This is a genomic window from Plesiomonas sp. (genome assembly GCF_051652165.1).
GTDB lineage: Bacteria > Pseudomonadota > Gammaproteobacteria > Enterobacterales > CAMTGL01 > Plesiomonas.
This window is the reverse complement of the sequence record NZ_JBOFTR010000007.1, coordinates 115,551-135,480: the sequence shown is the minus strand read 5'-3', so window position 1 is coordinate 135,480 and position 19,930 is coordinate 115,551. Positions and strand designations below refer to the sequence as shown.

The following is a 19,930-nucleotide window of genomic DNA, read 5'->3' as shown; positions in this document are numbered from 1 at the left end:
CTGTTTAGGTTAAATATTGAAATATCTATCAATTATATTTTTGAGTATAACTTTGCCTGTTCAAATGCAAGTAATGTCTCTTGACGAGCAATAGCATGTTCAATAATAGGTTTAGGATATATAAGTTCTATCTGCGTTTTTTCGGCCCATACATGTGGGGTATGAATAAACTTATCAGGTACATTGCTCAATTCAGGTAACCATTCTCGGACAAAATGACCTTGTGGATCGAACCGTTGCCCTTGTGTCGTAGGGTTAAATATGCGGAAATATGGTGTGGCATCTGTACCGGTAGATGCTGACCACTGCCATCCACCATTATTGGCTGCAAAGTTGCCATCGACTAATTGCTGCATAAAATAACGCTCACCTAAACGCCAATCAAGTTGTAAATCTTTAGTAAAAAAACTTGCTGTAATCATGCGTAAACGATTATGCATCCAGCCAGTCGCATTAAGCTGACGCATGGCTGCATCAACAATAGGATAGCCTGTTTTCCCTTGTTGCCATGCGTTGAGTAAAGTCGCATCATCTTTCCAAGGTACATAGTCTGTCCATGCAATAAAGGGGCGATAACGGCATAACTTAGGATGTGCGGCTAATAAGTGATGATAAAACTCTCGCCAAATGAGTTCATTAAGCCAACTGAAACTACCGGTTTCCTCTTTGTTCCAATCTTCTGGATGTGCTAACCGTAATCGATTAAAACACTGTCGAACCGAGAGTACACCAATACTTAAATAAGCGGATAAACGGCTAGTTGCAGAGAGTGCAGGAATATCCCGGTACTGATGATAATCAGATACATATTGATGACAAAACAGACGTAAACGCTGTAGTGCGGCCTGCTCTCCTGCCGGGAAAAAAGGATTTGTTTCACACGGATAACTAAATGGCGTTATAGTTTCAGTAATAAGTGTACCTACTTGAGGAGCTAAACGTGCCGTTGGAGCAGGCAAGCATTGGACACCATCAGCAAAGAGTTGTGTAAGTAGTGCACGGCGGAAAGGCGTAAATACCTTAAACATTTCACCACACGCTGTTTTTACTGTTCCTGGTGGCGTAAGCAATTGATCATCAAAAGAATAACACGGTAAGTTTGGCGTAAGTATTGAGATAACAGCCGTGTCACGTTGTTGCTCATTCCACTCGTATTGGCGGTTAAAAAACAGAGCATTAATGTTATATTTTGTGATAATTGCAGCTAATACGTCTGGTATATCAGCAAATAATGCAACTTCACGATACAAGAAATGAATATTCATCGAAGTTAATTTATTTGCAATACATTCAATATTTTGTCGGATAAATTCTGCTTGGCGAGATGACATTGCATGTTCTACCCACTGCTGTGGCGTAGCAATAAACAGTGCAAACACCTGTGCTTTCGGATCAGCACATGCAGCAAACAATGCACGGTTATCCTGTATGCGTAAATCATGTCTAAACCAGACTAAATGACGCATAGAGACCTATTATCCTATTTTATGGCCAAGTATTTATTAAATAATAAATACTTAGCCTATTGTGTGAGTTAACGGCCATAACGCAATAGTAACGTTTCTGGATAAGGATCAAAGTAAACTTGTTGCCCTAAATATTCATTAGGGTGTTCTTGTAGGTAGTGACGCAATAAAGTTATAGGAGCAAGTAAGGGTTGAGTACCTAAATGATAACGCTCAATTAATTTAGAAAGTTCAGCTCGTTGTTTTTCAGAGAGCTTATCAGTGAAATAACCTTGAATATGGTATAACACATTAGTATGGTTACGGCGTGAAGCTCTATGGGTAAGTGCAGCCATCAGTTTATTACGGTATTCAATCAATAATTGATCAAATGGCATAGCATCAAGATCGGCAATCATTCGACCTAATGTGCGATATTCGGCCTGATTATGCGCCAAAAGTAGCAATTTATAGCGGCTATGAAATGTCACAAGCTTACCGCGTGTCATACCCGCAGCACAGTGCTGATTGTAATCATGTAGGGCAAAAATACGGGTAACAAAGTTCTCGCGCAGTACTGGATCATTTAAGCGCCCGTCCTCTTCTACCGGCAACCATGGCAGTTTCTCCATCAACATGTGGGTAAACATACCAATGCCACTTTTTTCTGCATTTTTGCCTTCGGCATCATACACTTTCACCCGCTCCATACCACAAGAGGGTGATTTAGCACAGACAATATAACCACACAAATGACTCAGCTCAGGCACTTTGTTCTGCGCAAATGTGGACATAGCATCCGTAACATCAATATCGTGGCTACTACCAACAAGTCGAATCCCTTCTTTGGTATTAACCAGTCGAATTGCTGGACGTGGGCTTGGTAAACCAATCGCCATTTCTGGGCATATAGGGTAGTACCGCACATATGGCTTTAAATCATCAGTTGCGAAAGCAAGCCGTTTATGCCCACCATCAAATCGCACTTTTTCACCCAGTGTACAAGCACTTACGCCTATTGGAATTAATGTACTCATTGCCATACCTCCATGCAGACAACACGTTACTTTCCGATTTATATTTGTAAAACAGTTGGCTGCTTTACCATTTTATGAATAACCACGGGGTATCAAAACAGAGTATATACACTATGAAAGATATTTTTAGTTTGCGTATCTATTTTGATGCAAAATTATAAAATTACATTATTTTGCATCAATGCTTGCAATAAAAAAGCCTTCATCATGATGAAGGCTTTTTGTATTTATCACGTAATGGCTCAATAAGCCCTACGTTATAAACAAAAACATTCTTAATAAAAATCGCGGATACTACGCTCAGAGTTTGCTAACCATACCGGCTTACTACTCGTTTTACTCCAAACTCGGTGTAAATAGCTATAAAATCGAGCACGACTAGGATGAAACGCCATTACAGGCAATGCTAGAGAGCCTGCAACCAATACGCCAATACGACGAAGAAGAATCTGAGCACGTGGAAACTTCTGGTACATAGAACACCCTCTAAATAAGAAACTATTCTTACTCTTATAATCTTCAGTGTAATCAGTAATACGTAAGTTTACTACACATTTTTTAATCAATTTGTGCTGAAAGGCAGCAATTATAGATTAATCATGTAATTTATTTACAAATAAATTACATGAAATAAACACCAGTGAGATAATAAAAAAGCACACTGTCAGAAACAGTGTGCTTTATATGTGATATCTTTATTCAAAATACAACAGATACAATAAAATCGATGAAGTTAAAGCTAAAACATTAAAATTTCATCATTACTTTGCTTGATCAGAGCGTTACTTTACAGCTTTAAACCACCAACGCCTCAGATAGAATACGATCAATAATTTGCACAGCTTGTGTTTCAATCAATTTCAGATGTTCTTCACTTACAAAACTTTCACAATAAATTTTGTAGACGTTTTCAGTACCTGAAGGGCGCGCTGCAAACCAACCATTTGGAGTCACAATTTTCAGTCCACCAATTGGCGCATTATTACCTGGAGCATTGGTTAAACGAGCAATAATCGGATCGCCAGCGAGTGAGTCTGCACTCACCATTTCTGGAGATAACCGGCTTAAAATAGCTTTTTGTGCACTGTTTGCCGTAGCTTGAATACGTGAATAGTAAGGTTGACCAAACTTTTCTGCTAACTGTGTATAGTGCTGTTGTGGATTTAGCCCCGTAACTGCAGTTATTTCAGCAGCTAATAGACATAAAATAATACCATCTTTGTCTGTTGACCATGCACTGCCGTTAAAACGCAGGAATGATGCTCCTGCACTCTCTTCACCACCAAAACCCAGCCAACCTTCGTGTAAACCATCAACAAACCATTTAAAACCAACCGGCACTTCAACTAAACGGCGATCGAGTGCAGATACAACACGATCAATCATGGCACTTGAGACCAACGTTTTCCCCACTCCTACCTCAGTATTCCACTGTGGACGATGGCTAAACAGGTAATCAATGGCAACGGCCAGATAGTGATTTGGATTCATCAAGCCTACAGGAGTGACAATACCGTGGCGGTCATAATCAGGATCATTACCAAATGCCAGATCAAATTTATCTTTCAGTGCCAACAAACCTGCCATTGAATAGGGCGATGAACAATCCATACGAATCGCACCATCTTTGTCTAATGGCATAAAACGGAAAGAGGGATCAATTTGATCATTTACCAGAGTAAGATCAAGTTGGTAATGTGTCGCTATCCGTTTCCAGTACTCAATTCCTGCTCCACCAAGTGGATCAACACCGAGTTTTAGCCCTGCATTGCGGATGGCGTCCATATCAACAACATTGACTAAATCTTCGACATAGGCTTGTACTAGATCTTTTTGCAACAACAACTCATTGCTTAATGCTTCGCTAAACGGTACACGACGTACATCAGCTAAATTACCGGCAATAAGATCATTAGCGCGTTGCTCAATCACCTTCGTAATATTGGTATCAGCAGGACCACCATTAGGTGGATTATACTTAATACCACCATCTTGAGGTGGGTTATGAGAAGGCGTAATGACAATACCATCTGCCAACGCTCCATTAGCATTGTTATGGCATAGTATGCTGTAAGAAACCGCAGGTGTTGGTGTAAAACCATTATTCTCTTGAACAATAACTTGTACACCATTCGCAATCAGCACTTCGATCACTGAAATAAATGCAGGCTCTGACAATGCATGAGTATCTTTACCCACAAAACAAGGGCCTAAAATACCTTGTTTAACCCTAATTTCAGCAATAGCTTGTGCAATTGCAAGAATGTGTGATTGATTAAAACTGCTGTTTACTGAACTACCACGATGACCTGATGTACCAAACTGAACAGCATGTGCAGGGTTAGTCGGATCAGGTTGTAACACATAATATTCAGAAACAAGTTGACCAATATTGATCAAATCGTCTTGTTGAGCTTGTTGCCCAGCTCGAGGATGAATTGCCATACGGCGTTGCTCCCTAACGCTCAACTCAAATAGTGCTGCAAACTTTCTCTGTCAGTTCCGACGGGAACTGCATACCACTCATGATCTGTTCGATCATCGCGCGTTTGCGGCCAGAATTAGTATTGGTGATAACCCAGTACGGTGTATTTGGAATAACTTTAGGTTTTGTGTGCGTACCGTGTTGCAATAATGTTGCTTCATCTTCTGCAAAATAGACACGAGTACGGCCCCGCAACTCTTCAGTAGCGGCAGTAAATCCTAATACATCGAGTGAATACAAAAAAGAGAGGATCAGCATGAAACGCCCAATGGCTTTTGTCTGCACTGCATATTCATCTGATAACAAAAGCTCACGAATAGCACGTACGCGATCTACAGTATTCTCTTTTCCTGCATCGCGGCTAACCACGATCCCTGGGCTACGAGGCTCAGTATTGGGTGACAAACTCAGCATTCGGCGTAAAATTTCAGAGGCACTCTCACCAATATGCTGGGTATGACTTGCAATGTAGCGGTACAACTCTTCGTCTACTTCAATGATTTTCATGTCGATCCAATATCGTTCTCTTGCATGAATAACTGTGTGATTATACCTTTTCAGGCCATGATTCTCTATACACCAACTTGGTTTAGCTTATGATCAACTACAAACAACAGGGGCAAGGTCCAACTTTAGTGCTCATTCATGGGCTATTTGGCACATTAGATAATTTAGGATTACTTGCACGAGACCTGGTTAAAGATCATCATATCGTACACGTTGATCTTCGCAACCATGGGCAAAGTTTTTTCAGTGAGCACATGAATTATAGCCTGATGGCTGAAGATATTATCACCCTCCTTGATTATCTAAATATTGCTACAGCAACATTTATTGGCCACTCTATGGGAGGAAAAGTGGCAATGAAGATTGCTCAACTTGCACCTGATCGTGTAGAGCATCTAATTATCTTGGATATGTCACCGGTTGATTACCAAGTTCGCCGCCATGATAACGTGTTTAAAGCATTACATGCCGTAAGCCAAGCGAAACCTACTCGTCGTAATACTGCAGCTAGCTTAATGCAGCCTTTTTTAAAAGAAGAGGGTGTAATCTTATTTTTGTTAAAATCATTTGATGCTCATGCAGAAAGCCGCTGGCGTTTTAATGTTACCGCTTTAGAGCACCAATATACCAACATTGTCGGTTGGCAAGAAGGCTTACCATGGCACGGGCCAACACTTTTTATTAAAGGTGAACGCTCCTCCTATATTCAAGATCAATACCGTGAACAAATTATGCGTCAATTTCCTGCAGCAAAAGCACATATCGTTGCTGGCACTGGCCATTGGTTACATGCTGAAAAACCTGATGCTGTTCTGCGTACTATTCGGCGATTTTTGCTGACGGTTTCCCGTTAACAGGCTGCAGACGCTATGATATAGTTCAGATCTATATTTGTCGGCAAAATGGAATTGCCACATGATTTATCGACACATGGAAACGCTTGAGGCTATTGGCCTTAATCTCTTTTTTATTGTTATCTTCTTTTTTATTGGAATGGCAATACAAGATGTGTTGAAACGTGGCAATGTGCCTCCATTTGGCCGCTGCATTGTCTGGCTAGTCTTGTTCCTTGGCTGTGCGGGATTTGTTGCCAAAGGTCTGATCCAGTTGCTCTGGGAGGGTGCTGGTATTGGTTGAGTCTTCGCAAGAGCAACATGTGTAGTTTAAATGGCAAAAGAGAATACCGATCGTACCACTCTGGATTTATTTGCAGATGAACGCCGCCCTGGTCGGCCGAAAACGAATCCGCTTCCTCGTCATGAACAGTTACGTATCAATAAACGTAACCAACTTAAGCGAGATAAGTCAAAAGGGCTACGCAGAATCGAGCTAAAAATAGATAGCCGAGTGGTCGCAACATTAAATGAACTGGCTCACGATCATGCGTTGAGCCGTGGTGAATTAATTGAACGTATTTTGTTGGAAAGATTAGGCTTAGACGCGGCAGAGTTCGCACTTAATCATACTGACAGCACAAAATAGACATTAAGGTAGAGAGAATGGCAAGTGTAGGAATTTTCTTTGGCAGCGATACTGGCAATACCGAAAACATCGCCAAGATGATCCAAAAACAGCTTGGCAAACATCTGGTTGATGTCCGAGATATTGCCAAAAGCAGCAAAGAGGATATTAATAACTTTGATCTGTTACTGCTTGGCATCCCCACATGGTATTACGGTGAAGCCCAGTGTGATTGGGATGACTTCTTCCCTACTCTTGAAGAAATTGATTTTACTAATAAATTAGTTGCTATCTTTGGGTGTGGCGATCAAGAAGACTATGCCGAGTACTTTTGCGATGCGATGGGTACTGTTCGTGATATTGTTGAAGCCCATGGTGCAATCCTTGTAGGACAATGGCCAACTGAGGGTTATCATTTTGAAGCGTCAAAAGCATTAAGTGACGATAAACATTTTGTCGGTTTGTGTATTGATGAAGACCGCCAGCCAGAGTTAACAGCTCAACGCGTTGATAGCTGGGTTAAACAAGTTTACGAAGAGATGTGCTTGGCTGAACTTGATAACTAAGCAATAATTAACAACAAACAAGCCCGTTTTTACGGGTTTTTTTATTCGTGCTGATTTGCAACACACAGCAAAGAAGATAAAAACACGGTAAACTCATCTGACGATTTAACAATAATTATTTATTAATAATAACCACTTAATCATCAAGGTACTCACCATAGTGCACAGTTCTACTCTCGCTCATACTCTCCCCCTCCTATCAACAATACAACCTGACTTCGCACAACCTGATTTGCTTGTGGTCGGTGCTGGAATGATCGGAGCAGCACTTGCGCTTGGCGCAGCGCGTTTAGGCTTGCACGTTACGCTGATTGAACAAACTAAGCCACAACCATGGAATGCTAACGCATTACCTGATTTGCGTGTTTCAGCAATTAGCTTGGCCTCCATTCACTTGCTTGAAAAGCTTAATGTATGGTCAACCATTCTGGCGATGCGCACCTGTCCCTATCGCCATCTTGAAACTTGGGAATGGGAAGGTGCAAGTACTCACTTTTCAGCAAATGAACTGAATATTGCAGAGCTTGGACATATTGTTGAAAATCGTTTGATTCAACTTGCACTGTGGCAAGCTCTAGAAAGTGAGCCTAATATTACTGTACTTTGCCCGCAGCATATTCAACAGATGCGCTCAACACCGACAGGTTGGAGTATCACATTAAATAACCAGCAAACACTCCTGCCTCGCCTATTAATTGGTGCTGATGGTGCACATTCGCAGGTTAGGCAGCAAGCACATATTGGCCTAACTGGTTGGCAATATCGGCAATCATGTTTACTTATCAATATAAAAACTGTACAGCCTCAGCAAGATATTACTTGGCAAAAATTCTACCCTACTGGCCCGCGTGCATTTTTACCGCTGCATGGAAATTATGGTTCACTGGTATGGTATGACAGCCCAAGCAAAATACAACAACTGGCCAAACTCAGCCCACAACAGTTACATACCCAAATTAAGCAAGCTTTTCCCTCTCGTCTTGGTGAGTGTGAAGTGATCGCCTGCGGACATTTTCCATTAGTCAGGCAGCATGCCCAACGCTACGTGCTTCCTGGATTAGCTATTATCGGCGATGCAGCGCACACCATTAACCCGCTTGCAGGGCAAGGTGTAAACTTAGGTTTTAAAGATGTTCAAGTGCTACTCAATGTACTTAACAAAGCATTAACGCACCAAGAAGATATTGCCAGTTTACAGGTATTACAACGCTATGAACGGCGTCGCAAGCCCGATAACCTGTTAATGCAGTCAGGAATGGATTTTTTCTACACTTTATTCAGTAATGAATTAAAGCCTGTACAACTCTTCAGAAATCTAAGTTTATTAGTTGCAAATAAATCGGGCCCATTAAAACAACAAGCACTGAAATATGCATTAGGCTTATAGTATAAATAAGCAGCACAGACAATGTGTTGATTACACAGTATTCCCTTAGTAATTAACCCTATTCCATCATCAAACAACAAACAACAAAAAGCCCACTTATAAATAAGTGAGCTTTTTGTTAAAACTTAATTTAATACCATAAATTTTCAATGGTAACTTTGCCATAAACTTAAATAAAATCAATCTTATCTTTGAAGATAATCAATCGTAAAATGGCTGGGGTGCTAGGATTCGAACCTAGGCATGGTGAGATCAAAACCCACTGCCTTACCGCTTGGCGACACCCCAATGCTGTAATACTTACTTAAATTAATGGTGCGGAAGGTGGGACTTGAACCCACACACCTTGCGGCGCCAGAACCTAAATCTGGTGCGTATACCAATTTCGCCACTTCCGCAAAATCTAAACAATGGTGGCTATGACGGGATTCGAACCTGTGACCCCAGCATTATGAGTGCTGTGCTCTAACCAGCTGAGCTACATAGCCTACACATATTTCTTTAACGCTATTATTGAATGGCTGGGGTGCCAGGATTCGAACCTGGGTATGGTGAGATCAAAACCCACTGCCTTACCGCTTGGCGACACCCCATCTGGGCATTCAATATTTGTATAATTTGGCTGGGGTGCCAGGATTCGAACCTGGGTATGGTGAGATCAAAACCCACTGCCTTACCGCTTGGCGACACCCCAAATGGTGAATTTTCGTTCATGGTGGCTATGACGGGATTCGAACCTGTGACCCCAGCATTATGAGTGCTGTGCTCTAACCAGCTGAGCTACATAGCCATTCAATTTTCGCAAATTCTATTGTCTCAGATTAACCTTTTTACTGACTAAATGCCTTTTAACAGATATTTCATCAGGAAATATGGCTGGGGTGCCAGGATTCGAACCTGGGTATGGTGAGATCAAAACCCACTGCCTTACCGCTTGGCGACACCCCAATTATCTAAAACCGTGTTACTCAACAACCTTTAAAGCGATATGGTGCGGAAGGTGGGACTTGAACCCACACACCTTGCGGCGCCAGAACCTAAATCTGGTGCGTATACCAATTTCGCCACTTCCGCGAATTTATGGTGGCTATGACGGGATTCGAACCTGTGACCCCAGCATTATGAGTGCTGTGCTCTAACCAGCTGAGCTACATAGCCATCTCAAATTTCACATCACCTTATCGGCGTTGCGGGGCGCATTATGCGTATCCTAACGAAAACCGTCAACCCTTTTTTATAAGCAACTTTCCAATTTTAGACTGTTTGCTTGTCTTGCAACCAGTTTGCTGCAAAAAAGACAATAACAGGTTAAAAATTAATCGGTTATTTGGTTGTTTTAACAAAACGATTCTAATCTAAACGTAAACCACAGCACTGTACATTTTGTATGTCTCAGTGCTGTTAATATTACACTTATGTAATAAACAAATTTATGATAACAATCATTTAGCTATATAAGCATCAACATGAATACCAGAAACTGCACGTCCAGAAGGATCGGCCATATTTTTAAATGCCGCATCCCACTCAATAGCTTTTGCTGATGAACACGCAACTGAAGGGCCTCCTGGAACACACTCAGCAGCACTCGGCTGTGGGAACAGCTCTTCAAAAATGACTCGGTAAGTATACGCTTCTTTCGTTGTTGGTGTGTTGTGAGGAAAACGAAAATGTGCAGTTTCCATTTGTTGCTCTGTTATCTGCGCTTCGGCCTGTGCTTTTAGCGAATCAATCCAGCTATATCCTACACCATCAGAGAATTGCTCTTTTTGCCGCCATGCAATACTACTAGGTAAATCACTTTCAAAACATTCACGAATAATATGTTTTTCAATTTTACCGTTACCGCACATTTTATCTTGTGGGTTAATACGCATTGCAACATCAAGAAAACGCTTATCAAGGAAAGGCACGCGTGCTTCCACACCCCACGCAGCCATCGCTTTATTAGCTCGAGCACAGTCAAACATGTGTAGTGCAGCCAGTTTCCGTACCGTTTCCTCATGCAGCTCTTTGGCATTCGGTGCTTTATGGAAATAAAGGTATCCGCCAAAGACTTCATCTGAACCTTCACCTGACAGTACCATTTTAATGCCCATTGCTTTAATTTTTCGGGCCATCAAATACATGGGAGTAGACGCTCTAATCGTGGTGACATCATACGTTTCAATGTGATAGATCACATCACGAATAGCATCGAGCCCCTCTTGTACCGTAAAGTGAATTTCATGGTGGACCGTGCCTAAATGATTGGCCACTTCACGCGCTGCAACCAAATCAGGTGAACCTTTTAACCCTACAGCAAACGAGTGCAACTGAGGCCACCATGCTTCGCTCTGCTCATTATCTTCAATACGGCGGGCGGCAAATTTTTTGGTGATTGCAGAGACCACTGATGAATCTAATCCACCTGACAGCAGTACGCCATACGGAACATCTGACATTAAATGGCTTTTTACTGCTTCTTCAAAGGCCTCTTTTAATTCCGCTTTATCAGTATGGTTCTCTTTGACGTTGTCATACTCCATCCAATCACGCTGGTAATACTGACGGATTTGACCGTCTTTACTCCACAAAAATGACCCTGCTGGAAACTCTTTAATGGTTCGACAAACAGGTACAAGTGCTTTCATTTCTGAGGCAACATAGAGATTGCCGAACTCGTCATAGCCCATATACAGCGGAATAATACCCATATGGTCACGGCCAATCAGGTAGGCATCTTGCTTTTCATCGTACAAAACAAAAGCAAACATGCCATAGAGATCATCAAGAAACTCAATGCCTTTTTCCTGATACAGTGCCAGAATCACTTCGCAATCGGATTCTGTTTGAAACGTATAATTAGGCAAAGCATCACGTAAATCTTTATGATTATAAATTTCACCATTCACTGCCAAAATATGACTTTTGTCTGCATTAAATAGAGGTTGTGCACCATTATTTACATCGACAATAGCTAAACGTTCATGCACTAAAATGGCATTATCCGTAGCATATATACCAGACCAATCAGGGCCACGATGACGTTGTAATTTTGAGAGTTCAAGGGCTTTTTTGCGCAACTCTACAGGGTCTGATTTAAGATCTAAAATACCAAAAATGGAACACATACGCTCTTTCCTTGCTCGTAATGGTGTTGGTCAGCCAAAGAATAATACCAAGATTATTGATGTTATTTTCCTGCTAAATATTTATATATTCAATGTGCCAATGCATGAATTTTTTGCAAGCATTTTACGAAAAAAAAGCCCAGTAAAAGAGAGTACTGAGCTGATATCTGCAAAGATTTACATGTTATGCAAACGTACTGCAGGTATTTTTGTTATATCATCATCAAAACGATTAAGCAGTTGATCAGTATTTAGGTGTGAGATGACATGGCGGGCAAAACCGCTACCGGCTTCATGATAAATATTGAATGCAGCATCAACACCTGATGCCATTAATGTACTCATCTCATCTTGATATTCAGCAATAGCTGCGATCCGACCACTAAAGTGCTGCCCTTGCAAATGGGCGAGTGCAAAGTGATTTCCTTGCCAGTGTGGCATAGCCAATAAAATTAAGCGAACGTTACTGTGAGGTCGGATTCGCTCCCAAAAATCTGGATCAGTAGCATCCCCTTGAATAACGTTTTTACCGATATTCCGGTGTTTCAATACGGTATCAGGATTCGATTCAACGCCGAGTAAAATATCACCGTAGCGTTCACGTAATTCATCGTATGCCCCAGTACCGATTCTGCCCATCCCTAAAATAAGTACTTTTGCTTGAGCAGGATCAATCAAACGATCATCTGGGTGAAGTTGCTGATTTTCATCCGGTTTTGCTTTTGCACGCAAATAGGCGTAAATACGATCAGTTTGTCGATTTATGGGTGCTGCTATCAGAAAAGATATCGCCGTACTTAAAGCTAATACAACTAACCAGTGACTGCTAATTAACCCTTGTTTTACTGCAATCCCCCCTACAATTAGGCTAAATTCACTGTAATTACAAAGCGTAATAGCTAATTGTAAGCTAGTTCTGATGCGAAAACGAAATAACCGAGCAATGACATAATATAATCCGGCTTTCAATGGTAAAAACAGCACTAACAACAGCGCCATTCCCAATCCTTCCCATGTAGGGCTCTCTTCTAGGCCAATATTAAGAAAAAAACAGATGAGGAAAAGTTCTTTTAAATTAAACAGTGATTTTGATAGCTCTGAAGCACGTGTATGTCTTGCTAAGAGCATTCCTAATATCAATGCCCCGAGATCGGGTTTTAATCCACACAAACTGAATAACCCAGCACCGACGATAAGTGCAAAGAATACGCCCCCTAACACAAGGAGTTCATCATGACCTAATTTATCAAGAATACGAAACATCAGTGGGCGGCAGAAAGGAAGTAGTAACAGTGCTATTGCCCATATTTCAGGTGCTTTCCCTGTTGACACCGTTAAAAAAATGACAGCAAACAGGTCTTGGATCACCAAAATAGCTAACGCTAAACGCCCATATGTACTGTTTAATTCCCCTTTTTCTTGCATGTTTTTTACAGCAAGTACAGTAGAGGAAAAACTCAGTGCAAATCCCAGTAATATTCCATGGCCAGCATTTACATGTTGTACCAGTGCTAATCCGCCAATTTTAAGTAATACGAGGAATAAGGCAACAGTCACCGTAGAAAGTGCGGTATAACCTGTAGCTCCAGCAAGCACCTCTCGACGTAATAATTGACAAATATCTAATTTCAATCCAATCGTAAACAATAACAACATGACACCAATATCGGCAATATCAGTAAGCAGGGCCATTGATTGAAAACCGAATGAGTGCAGGCCAAATCCAGCTAATAAAAATCCTACTAACGGAGGTAATCCTAATCGTTGTACGGTAAAACCCGCAATAAATGCTACACCAATAAGAACTAATAGGGAGTGAGTGTCTGTCATTGTATCCTTACAAAAGGTCAGCTATGCTGACCTATCCATAATAATCTGTGAAAACTCGTACAAAATGTTATGGCAATATTTTATTGCTAATAACATTAATACTGTAAAACATCCTATTTAGACGATATTAATTTCAGCAACAGAATCAAAAATATGATTAGGTCGAAATGGCATCGTTTCAATATCCGCGCGTTTTGATACGCCAGAGAGGACTAATACAGTCTCTAATCCAGCTTGAAATCCTGCTAAAATATCTGTGCGCAAATTATCACCAATAATCAGTGTATTTTCTGAGTGGGCTTGGATTTTATTTAATGCGGCACGAATAATCCACGGGCTAGGTTTACCAACAAAAAAGGGTTTCCGGCCTGTGATTTTTTCAATCGGTGCACACAATGCACCACACGCAGGTGAATAGCTAGGCCCATGAGTATCAGGATTGGTAGCAATAAAGCGCGCTCCGTTAGCCACAAAATATGCCGCTTTATGGATCATATCCCAATTATAAGAGCGCGTTTCACCTACAATGACAAAATCTGGGTTGATATCAGTAATGGTAAATCCAGCTTTGTACAGTTCGTGGATCAACGCCCCTTCACCTATCACAAAGGCTTTTTTCCCTTCTTGACGCTTGAGAAAATCGGCTGTGGCCATACCTGCGGTATAAAAAGCACTTTCGGGTACATGTAAATCAGCCGAATGAAAACGATTAGCCAGATCCTGTGCAGTTTGAACGGGGTAATTAGTTAAAATAACCAATGGGGTTTGGTGCTCTATCAAACGGGCTAAAAACTCTTTTGCACCGGGCACTGCGGTGTTGTCGTGCAGTAATACACCATCAATATCACAGATCACACTTTTTTTCATGCCATCTCCGTCACAGCTATAAGACTGCGTGATTACGTAGCCTTATATTGTACCATGCACGGAGCCTCTCGATAGAGAAAGAACTCTATTTACGTGATATATAAATAGTATTTTCTCTTTATCAGTTATTGGTCAAGTAAACGCTGCAATAATATACCGTTAAGCATCGAACGCTTAATCAGCGCAAATGCACCAATTGTTGGTTTATCATAGAGCTCAGAAGCAACGATCACTAATTTTTGCCGAAATGCTTTAAGTGATTGTGTTTGAATACAACTCAAGATTGCGGGAAATAATACTTTTTGTGCTTCGGTAATTTCACCTGCAATAATAATTTTTTGTGGATTAAATAAATTGACCGTAATTGCTATTGCTTGTCCTAATTTACGCCCGACTTGCTCTATTAGCTCAACACTGAGTAAATCACCTTTATTTGCTGCATGGCAAATAGTATTAATACGGGTGTCATCAAGTGAAAGATATTTACTTGGATATCCTGCCGATAATAATTGATGTGCTCGTTGCTCTATTGCACTGTTAGCAGCAACCGTTTCTAAACAGCCAAAATTACCACAATGGCACTGTGCTCCTAATGGATCTATTTGAATATGCCCTATTTCACCAACATTGCGATTATAACCAAGAAAAATTTGCCCATGAACAATAATACCTGCGCCTGTACCACGATGTAGACGAATGAGAATAGAGTCCTCACAATCTCGGCCTGCACCAAAATAGTGCTCGGCTAAGGCTAAACTACGTACATCATTTCCTACAAAACAGCTAACGCCAAAATGCTGAGTTAAGGCATCTGCTAATGGCCAATGTGTAATACTGACATGTGGCATGTATTCAACCACACCCGTTTCAGGATCAACTAAGCCTGGTAACGTAACAGAAACCGCAATAAGCTGGCGAACTTTACGCTGGTGCGTATTAATAAAGCCCTGTATTAACGTAAAGAGATCCGTTTGTAACTGTATTTGGCTCTCTTGAGGTAATACTGCACGCTCTTCTACTAAGGTTCTACCACTCAAATCATATAATGCAATTGTTGCATCAGTACGTCCAAGGCGAACAGCAACAGAGTGAAAAGGCCGATTTTCAGTGACAATAGAAATGGCACGGCGACCACCTGTTGAGGCCTGCTGCTCAACTTCTTTGATCAAGCCACGTTCAAGTAACTGACGGGTAATTTTTGTCACACTGGCAGGAGCAAGTTGGCTATGATCGGCAACCTGAATACGCGAAATCGGCCCTTGTTGGTCGATCAGACGATAAACCGCTGCGCTATTGAGTTGTTTAACCAGATCTATATTGCCAATTTGTCCGCCAGTGCTCATAAAATTAGTGCCGTTCTAGGTGTCCGTTGACGATAGTCGCCTTGACTGTAAAGTCACGATCAAACACGGTAAGGTTAGCCACTTTTCCGGCGCTGATTTGACCTAAACGATCTTCAACGTGAATTGCCCGAGCCGGATACAGCGTAGCCATTCGCAGTGCTTCATCAAGTGCGATGCCGATGTGTTGTACACAGTTTTGTACAGCTTCAATCATAGTCAGTGCTGACCCGCCTAGCGTGCCATTTTCATCGATACACTTCCCATCACGGTAATATACTTTTTTACCCACAAAAATAAAGTGATCAATGTTTGCTCCTGCTGGTGCAGTGGCATCAGTGACTAAAACCAGTTTTTCACCTTTCATTTTGTGTGCTAAACGGATATTTGACCATGAAACATGGAATCCATCAGCAATAATACCGGTATAGACATCTGGCGTATCTAAAATTGCGCCAACCATACCTGGCTCACGGCCAGTGATTGAGGTCATGGCATTAAACAGGTGGGTGGTAAATGATACACCAGCATCAAAACCTGCACGCGCTTCTGCGTAGGTTGCATTGGTGTGTCCACCGGAAACAACAATACCGGCATTATTCAACTGGCTGATCAGTGTTTTCGGTGCTAGTTCAGGGGCTAATGTCACCTTGGTCACGGTATCTGCGTTATCACAAATAAACTGCACCATTTGCGCATCGGCCTGACGGATAAAATCAGTACTGTGAATACCTTTTTTTGCGATATTCAAATATGGGCCTTCTAAATGCAAACCCAATGCCTGATTCTGATGCTGGGCAAGATAGCTGCACATCACCTGAATAGACTGCTTCATCTCTTCATCACTGGTCGTAATAAGTGTTGGCAAAAAGCTGGTACAGCCAGATTTGAGATTGGCACGATGCATAATATCAATAGTTTGTTCAGAGACATCATCATTGAGCATCACGCCGCCACAACCGTTCAGTTGTAGATCAATAAACCCAGGGCTGAGGTTTGCACCTTCAAGATCGTGAGTTTCAATACCTGCTGGCAACTCAGCAATCGGGCACACAGTTTCAATCATGCCGTTATTAATGACAGCTGCATGGTTATCTAAAATATGGTAGCCGGTATAGATCCGGCAATTAATGAGTGCGTATTTCATGCGCTTATAACCTTTGTTGAATTTTTAGCTCTTACAAGTGCTTGATATTCACAGCTTCAAGCTCACGGAAATATTTTACCGTTTTTACTTTCAGCTCCATTGTTGATGGTTCATCACACACCATCATTGATTTTGGATGCAATTGTAGAGCTGAAATAGTCCATAGATGGTTTACGCTACCTTCTACCGCGGCGTGTAAAGCCTGTGCTTTACCATGACCGGTGACCAAAATCATAATCTCTTCTGAATCAAGCAGTGTACCAACCCCGACAGTAAGTGAATACTTTGGTACTTGAGTCATATCGCCATTAAAGAAACGGGAGTTGGCAATACGGGTGTCTTCAGTCAGTGTTTTAATGCGCGTACGTGAAGAAAGAGAGGATGCCGGCTCATTAAATGCAATATGGCCATCATTGCCTACACCGCCCATAAACAGGTTAATTTTACCGTAAGATTTGATCTTATCTTCATAACGGCGGCATTCAGCATCAACATCAATAGCATTACCATCGAGTAAATTAATATTTTCTGGTTTAATATCAATGTGATTAAAAAAGTTACTGTGCATGAATGTGTGATAGCTCTCCGGGTGATGGCTCGGTAAGCCTACATATTCATCCATGTTAAAGGTAACAACATTGGTAAAGCTCACTTCACCTGCTTGATACAGCTCAATCAGACGTTTGTAGGTTGCCAATGGTGTTCCACCGGTAGGTAGCCCTAACACAAATGGGCGTTCGGTCGTCGGCTTAAACGCATTAATGCGATCAGCAATGTAACGGGCAGACCAAAGGCCAACATCTTTAGCTGTTGCAAGCGGAATCAAACGCATTATATACCTCTTTAACGGATTAAAACTGAGTAAAATCGTATTTATTGTGTGAGCTTATCGCAAATTGGAGCATGTTTTGAATGATAAAATAAGTTTTATGATCTCGCTAGCAAATTGCCTACTTACCACTCATCCTCGGTGACTATGATCACAAACAAAGGGGTTTTAATTTGCGAGGCAAAATAAAACTATTACACTCGGTCATACATTAGTAGAAGATTGGTATAAAAAGCGATGTCGAAAGTGGCATTCAACAGTAAACACACTGAAATGCATGTTTACATATCGAATCGCTAACAAAAAACAACACATCTGGACGACAGATATTATTGGTTTGGAAACCGAAATAGGGGATACCAACGTGAATATTTTAGGATACTTTCAAAAAGTAGGCCGCGCATTGATGGTACCTGTTGCCACATTGCCAGCCGCTGCCATTTTAATGGGAGTGGGTTACTGGATTGACCCTGTTGCATGGGGTGGCAATAGTGCATTGGCAGCATTCTTCATCAAATCAGGTTCGGCAATTATCGACAACATGTCAGTACTGTTCGCAGTCGGTGTTGCTTACGGTATGTCTAAAGATAAAGATGGTTCTGCTGCACTGACCGGCTTTGTCGGTTATTTGGTGTTAACCACTCTGCTCTCTCCTGCAGCAGTTTCTCAGATCCAAGGTATTCCGATGGATCAAGTACCTGCCGCATTTGGTAAAATTAACAACCAATTCATCGGTATTTTGGTTGGTATCATCTCTGCTGAGTTGTATAACCGTTATAGCACTGTTGAGCTGCACAAAGCATTAGCCTTCTTCAGTGGCCGCCGTTTAGTCCCTATTTTAACCTCATTCCTGATGATCGCTGTTGCCTTTGTGCTGATGTACGTTTGGCCAGTGATTTATAACGGTCTGGTAAACTTCGGTGAAGGCATTCAAGGTATGGGCCCTGTAGGTGCCGGTATCTATGCATTCTTCAACCGTCTGCTAATCCCTGTAGGTCTGCACCACGCGCTGAACTCTGTGTTCTGGTTCGATGTGGCAGGTATCAACGATATTCCTAATTTCTTGGGTGGCCAAGCATCTATTGAAGCAGGTAAAGCTGTTGTAGGTGTCACGGGTATGTACCAAGCGGGCTTCTTCCCAATTATGATGTTTGGTTTGCCAGGTGCTGCACTTGCTATCTACCACACTGCAAAAGTTGAGAACCGCGATAAAGTTGCTTCTATTATGTTGGCTGCGGCATTTGCTGCGTTCTTTACCGGTGTTACTGAGCCGCTAGAGTTCTCCTTCATGTTCGTTGCACCTGTACTGTATGTTATCCATGCATTCTTAACAGGTGTGTCTGTCTTTATCGCTGCCTCTATGCATTGGATTGCTGGTTTCGGTTTCAGTGCAGGCTTGGTCGATATGGTGCTCTCTTCACGTAATCCGTTAGCAACACAGTGGTATATGCTAATCCTGCAAGGCTTTGCATTCTCAGCGATTTACTACTTTGTGTTCCGTTTCGCTATCGTTAAATTCAACCTGAAAACACCAGGCCGTGAAGATGACGAAGAGGATTCACTGGTTGAGGTTGTATCAAGTGATAACCATGAGTTAGCGAAAAAGTACCTAAAAGCATTAGGTGGCCACGCAAACTTGGTAACTGTTGATGCTTGTATTACTCGTCTGCGCCTAACAATGAAAGATCGTAGTCTTGCTGATGAGCGTGTATTAAAAGCGTTAGGTGCTAAAGGTGTTGTAAAGCTTGGTGAAACGAACTTACAGGTAATTCTTGGCCCACAAGCTGAAATTATTGCAACTGAAATGAAACGTATTCCTGCAACAGAAGACTTGACTCACGTCAGTATTCCTACCGCCAAAGCGTAATACCTCTCCACACTTATCTTTTCACATTCCCAGCCCTTACGGGCTGGGT

Annotated in this window: 16 protein-coding genes, 9 tRNA genes and 1 pseudogene; 6 read left to right on the top strand and 20 right to left on the bottom strand. The window is 41.7% G+C overall.

The window, feature by feature from the left end; genetic code table 11:
• Positions 1–32: 32 nt before the first annotated feature.
• From phrB to seqA, 5 genes are all read right to left on the bottom strand, one after another.
• A complete protein-coding gene (phrB, locus tag ACRC53_RS06365) occupies positions 33–1,466 on the bottom strand; it encodes a deoxyribodipyrimidine photo-lyase (protein WP_438642664.1) in 1,434 nt (477 codons plus the stop codon).
• Between the two features lie 68 nt (positions 1,467–1,534).
• Entirely contained in the window at positions 1,535–2,482 is a 948-nt protein-coding gene (locus ACRC53_RS06360; RefSeq protein ID WP_438642663.1) for a YbgA family protein, read from the bottom strand.
• 275 nt (positions 2,483–2,757) lie between these two features.
• On the bottom strand, positions 2,758–2,958 hold the full coding sequence (locus ACRC53_RS06355; RefSeq protein WP_438642662.1) for a DUF2517 family protein: 201 nt from the start codon (positions 2,956–2,958) through the stop codon (positions 2,758–2,760).
• 319 nt (positions 2,959–3,277) lie between these two features.
• Positions 3,278–4,927 carry a phosphoglucomutase (alpha-D-glucose-1,6-bisphosphate-dependent) gene (gene pgm / locus ACRC53_RS06350; RefSeq protein ID WP_438642661.1) on the bottom strand — a complete coding sequence of 550 codons (1,650 nt, stop codon included), beginning with the start codon at positions 4,925–4,927 and terminating at the stop codon, positions 3,278–3,280.
• Between the two features lie 25 nt (positions 4,928–4,952).
• Positions 4,953–5,474 carry a replication initiation negative regulator SeqA gene (seqA, locus tag ACRC53_RS06345; protein ID WP_438642660.1) on the bottom strand — a complete coding sequence of 174 codons (522 nt, stop codon included), beginning with the start codon at positions 5,472–5,474 and terminating at the stop codon, positions 4,953–4,955.
• A gap of 89 nt (positions 5,475–5,563) precedes the next feature.
• Here seqA and ACRC53_RS06340 point away from each other — a divergent pair, with 89 nt between their 5' ends.
• The 5 genes from ACRC53_RS06340 to ubiF all read left to right on the top strand — a co-directional run bounded on the left by ACRC53_RS06340 (position 5,564) and on the right by ubiF (position 8,888).
• The gene (locus tag ACRC53_RS06340) at positions 5,564–6,328 is read left to right on the top strand and encodes an alpha/beta fold hydrolase (protein ID WP_438642659.1); all 765 of its coding nucleotides are present in this window, start codon (positions 5,564–5,566) and stop codon (positions 6,326–6,328) included.
• Positions 6,329–6,389: 61 nt separating this feature from the next.
• Entirely contained in the window at positions 6,390–6,611 is a 222-nt protein-coding gene (locus ACRC53_RS06335) for a DUF2788 domain-containing protein (protein WP_438642658.1), read from the top strand.
• 30 nt (positions 6,612–6,641) lie between these two features.
• Complete coding sequence (gene ybfE / locus ACRC53_RS06330; RefSeq protein ID WP_438642657.1) at positions 6,642–6,956, top strand: LexA regulated protein; 315 nt, start codon at positions 6,642–6,644, stop codon at positions 6,954–6,956.
• A gap of 17 nt (positions 6,957–6,973) precedes the next feature.
• Positions 6,974–7,501 carry a flavodoxin FldA gene (gene fldA, locus ACRC53_RS06325; RefSeq protein ID WP_438642656.1) on the top strand — a complete coding sequence of 176 codons (528 nt, stop codon included), beginning with the start codon at positions 6,974–6,976 and terminating at the stop codon, positions 7,499–7,501.
• Between the two features lie 205 nt (positions 7,502–7,706).
• Positions 7,707–8,888, top strand: a complete 1,182-nt coding sequence (gene ubiF / locus ACRC53_RS06320) for a 3-demethoxyubiquinol 3-hydroxylase (RefSeq protein WP_438642719.1) — start codon at positions 7,707–7,709, stop codon at positions 8,886–8,888.
• 213 nt (positions 8,889–9,101) lie between these two features.
• On the opposite strand, the gene ACRC53_RS06315 is transcribed toward ubiF, so the two are convergent.
• From ACRC53_RS06315 to nagB, 15 genes are all read right to left on the bottom strand, one after another.
• A tRNA-Gln gene (locus ACRC53_RS06315) sits at positions 9,102–9,176 on the bottom strand.
• 25 nt (positions 9,177–9,201) lie between these two features.
• A tRNA-Leu gene (locus ACRC53_RS06310) sits at positions 9,202–9,286 on the bottom strand.
• 13 nt (positions 9,287–9,299) lie between these two features.
• Positions 9,300–9,376 (bottom strand) — tRNA-Met (locus ACRC53_RS06305).
• Between the two features lie 30 nt (positions 9,377–9,406).
• Positions 9,407–9,481, bottom strand: a tRNA-Gln gene (locus ACRC53_RS06300).
• 26 nt (positions 9,482–9,507) lie between these two features.
• Positions 9,508–9,582 (bottom strand) — tRNA-Gln (locus ACRC53_RS06295).
• A gap of 19 nt (positions 9,583–9,601) precedes the next feature.
• Positions 9,602–9,678, bottom strand: a tRNA-Met gene (locus tag ACRC53_RS06290).
• Between the two features lie 83 nt (positions 9,679–9,761).
• Positions 9,762–9,836 (bottom strand) — tRNA-Gln (locus tag ACRC53_RS06285).
• Positions 9,837–9,877: 41 nt separating this feature from the next.
• A tRNA-Leu gene (locus tag ACRC53_RS06280) sits at positions 9,878–9,962 on the bottom strand.
• A 7-nt stretch (positions 9,963–9,969) separates the two neighbouring features.
• Positions 9,970–10,046: transfer RNA gene (locus ACRC53_RS06275), tRNA-Met, on the bottom strand.
• 284 nt (positions 10,047–10,330) lie between these two features.
• The gene (asnB, locus tag ACRC53_RS06270; RefSeq protein WP_438642655.1) at positions 10,331–12,001 is read right to left on the bottom strand and encodes an asparagine synthase B; all 1,671 of its coding nucleotides are present in this window, start codon (positions 11,999–12,001) and stop codon (positions 10,331–10,333) included.
• Between the two features lie 177 nt (positions 12,002–12,178).
• Complete coding sequence (locus ACRC53_RS06265; protein WP_438642654.1) at positions 12,179–13,831, bottom strand: cation:proton antiporter domain-containing protein; 1,653 nt, start codon at positions 13,829–13,831, stop codon at positions 12,179–12,181.
• A 117-nt stretch (positions 13,832–13,948) separates the two neighbouring features.
• Entirely contained in the window at positions 13,949–14,698 is a 750-nt protein-coding gene (locus ACRC53_RS06260) for an HAD-IIA family hydrolase (RefSeq protein WP_438642653.1), read from the bottom strand.
• Between the two features lie 125 nt (positions 14,699–14,823).
• Positions 14,824–16,041 carry a DNA-binding transcriptional regulator NagC gene (gene nagC / locus ACRC53_RS06255; protein WP_438642652.1) on the bottom strand — a complete coding sequence of 406 codons (1,218 nt, stop codon included), beginning with the start codon at positions 16,039–16,041 and terminating at the stop codon, positions 14,824–14,826.
• Between the two features lie 4 nt (positions 16,042–16,045).
• On the bottom strand, positions 16,046–17,185 hold the full coding sequence (nagA, locus tag ACRC53_RS06250) for an N-acetylglucosamine-6-phosphate deacetylase (RefSeq protein WP_438642651.1): 1,140 nt from the start codon (positions 17,183–17,185) through the stop codon (positions 16,046–16,048).
• Positions 17,186–17,216: 31 nt separating this feature from the next.
• Positions 17,217–18,017 (bottom strand): glucosamine-6-phosphate deaminase, encoded by an 801-nt coding sequence (gene nagB, locus ACRC53_RS06245; protein ID WP_438642650.1) that lies wholly within the window; start codon positions 18,015–18,017, stop codon positions 17,217–17,219.
• Between the two features lie 361 nt (positions 18,018–18,378).
• On the opposite strand from nagB, the pseudogene nagE reads away from it, so the two are divergent.
• Positions 18,379–19,878, top strand: a pseudogene (nagE, locus tag ACRC53_RS06240) (N-acetylglucosamine-specific PTS transporter subunit IIBC); the annotation flags it as partial.
• Positions 19,879–19,930 lie beyond the last annotated feature (52 nt).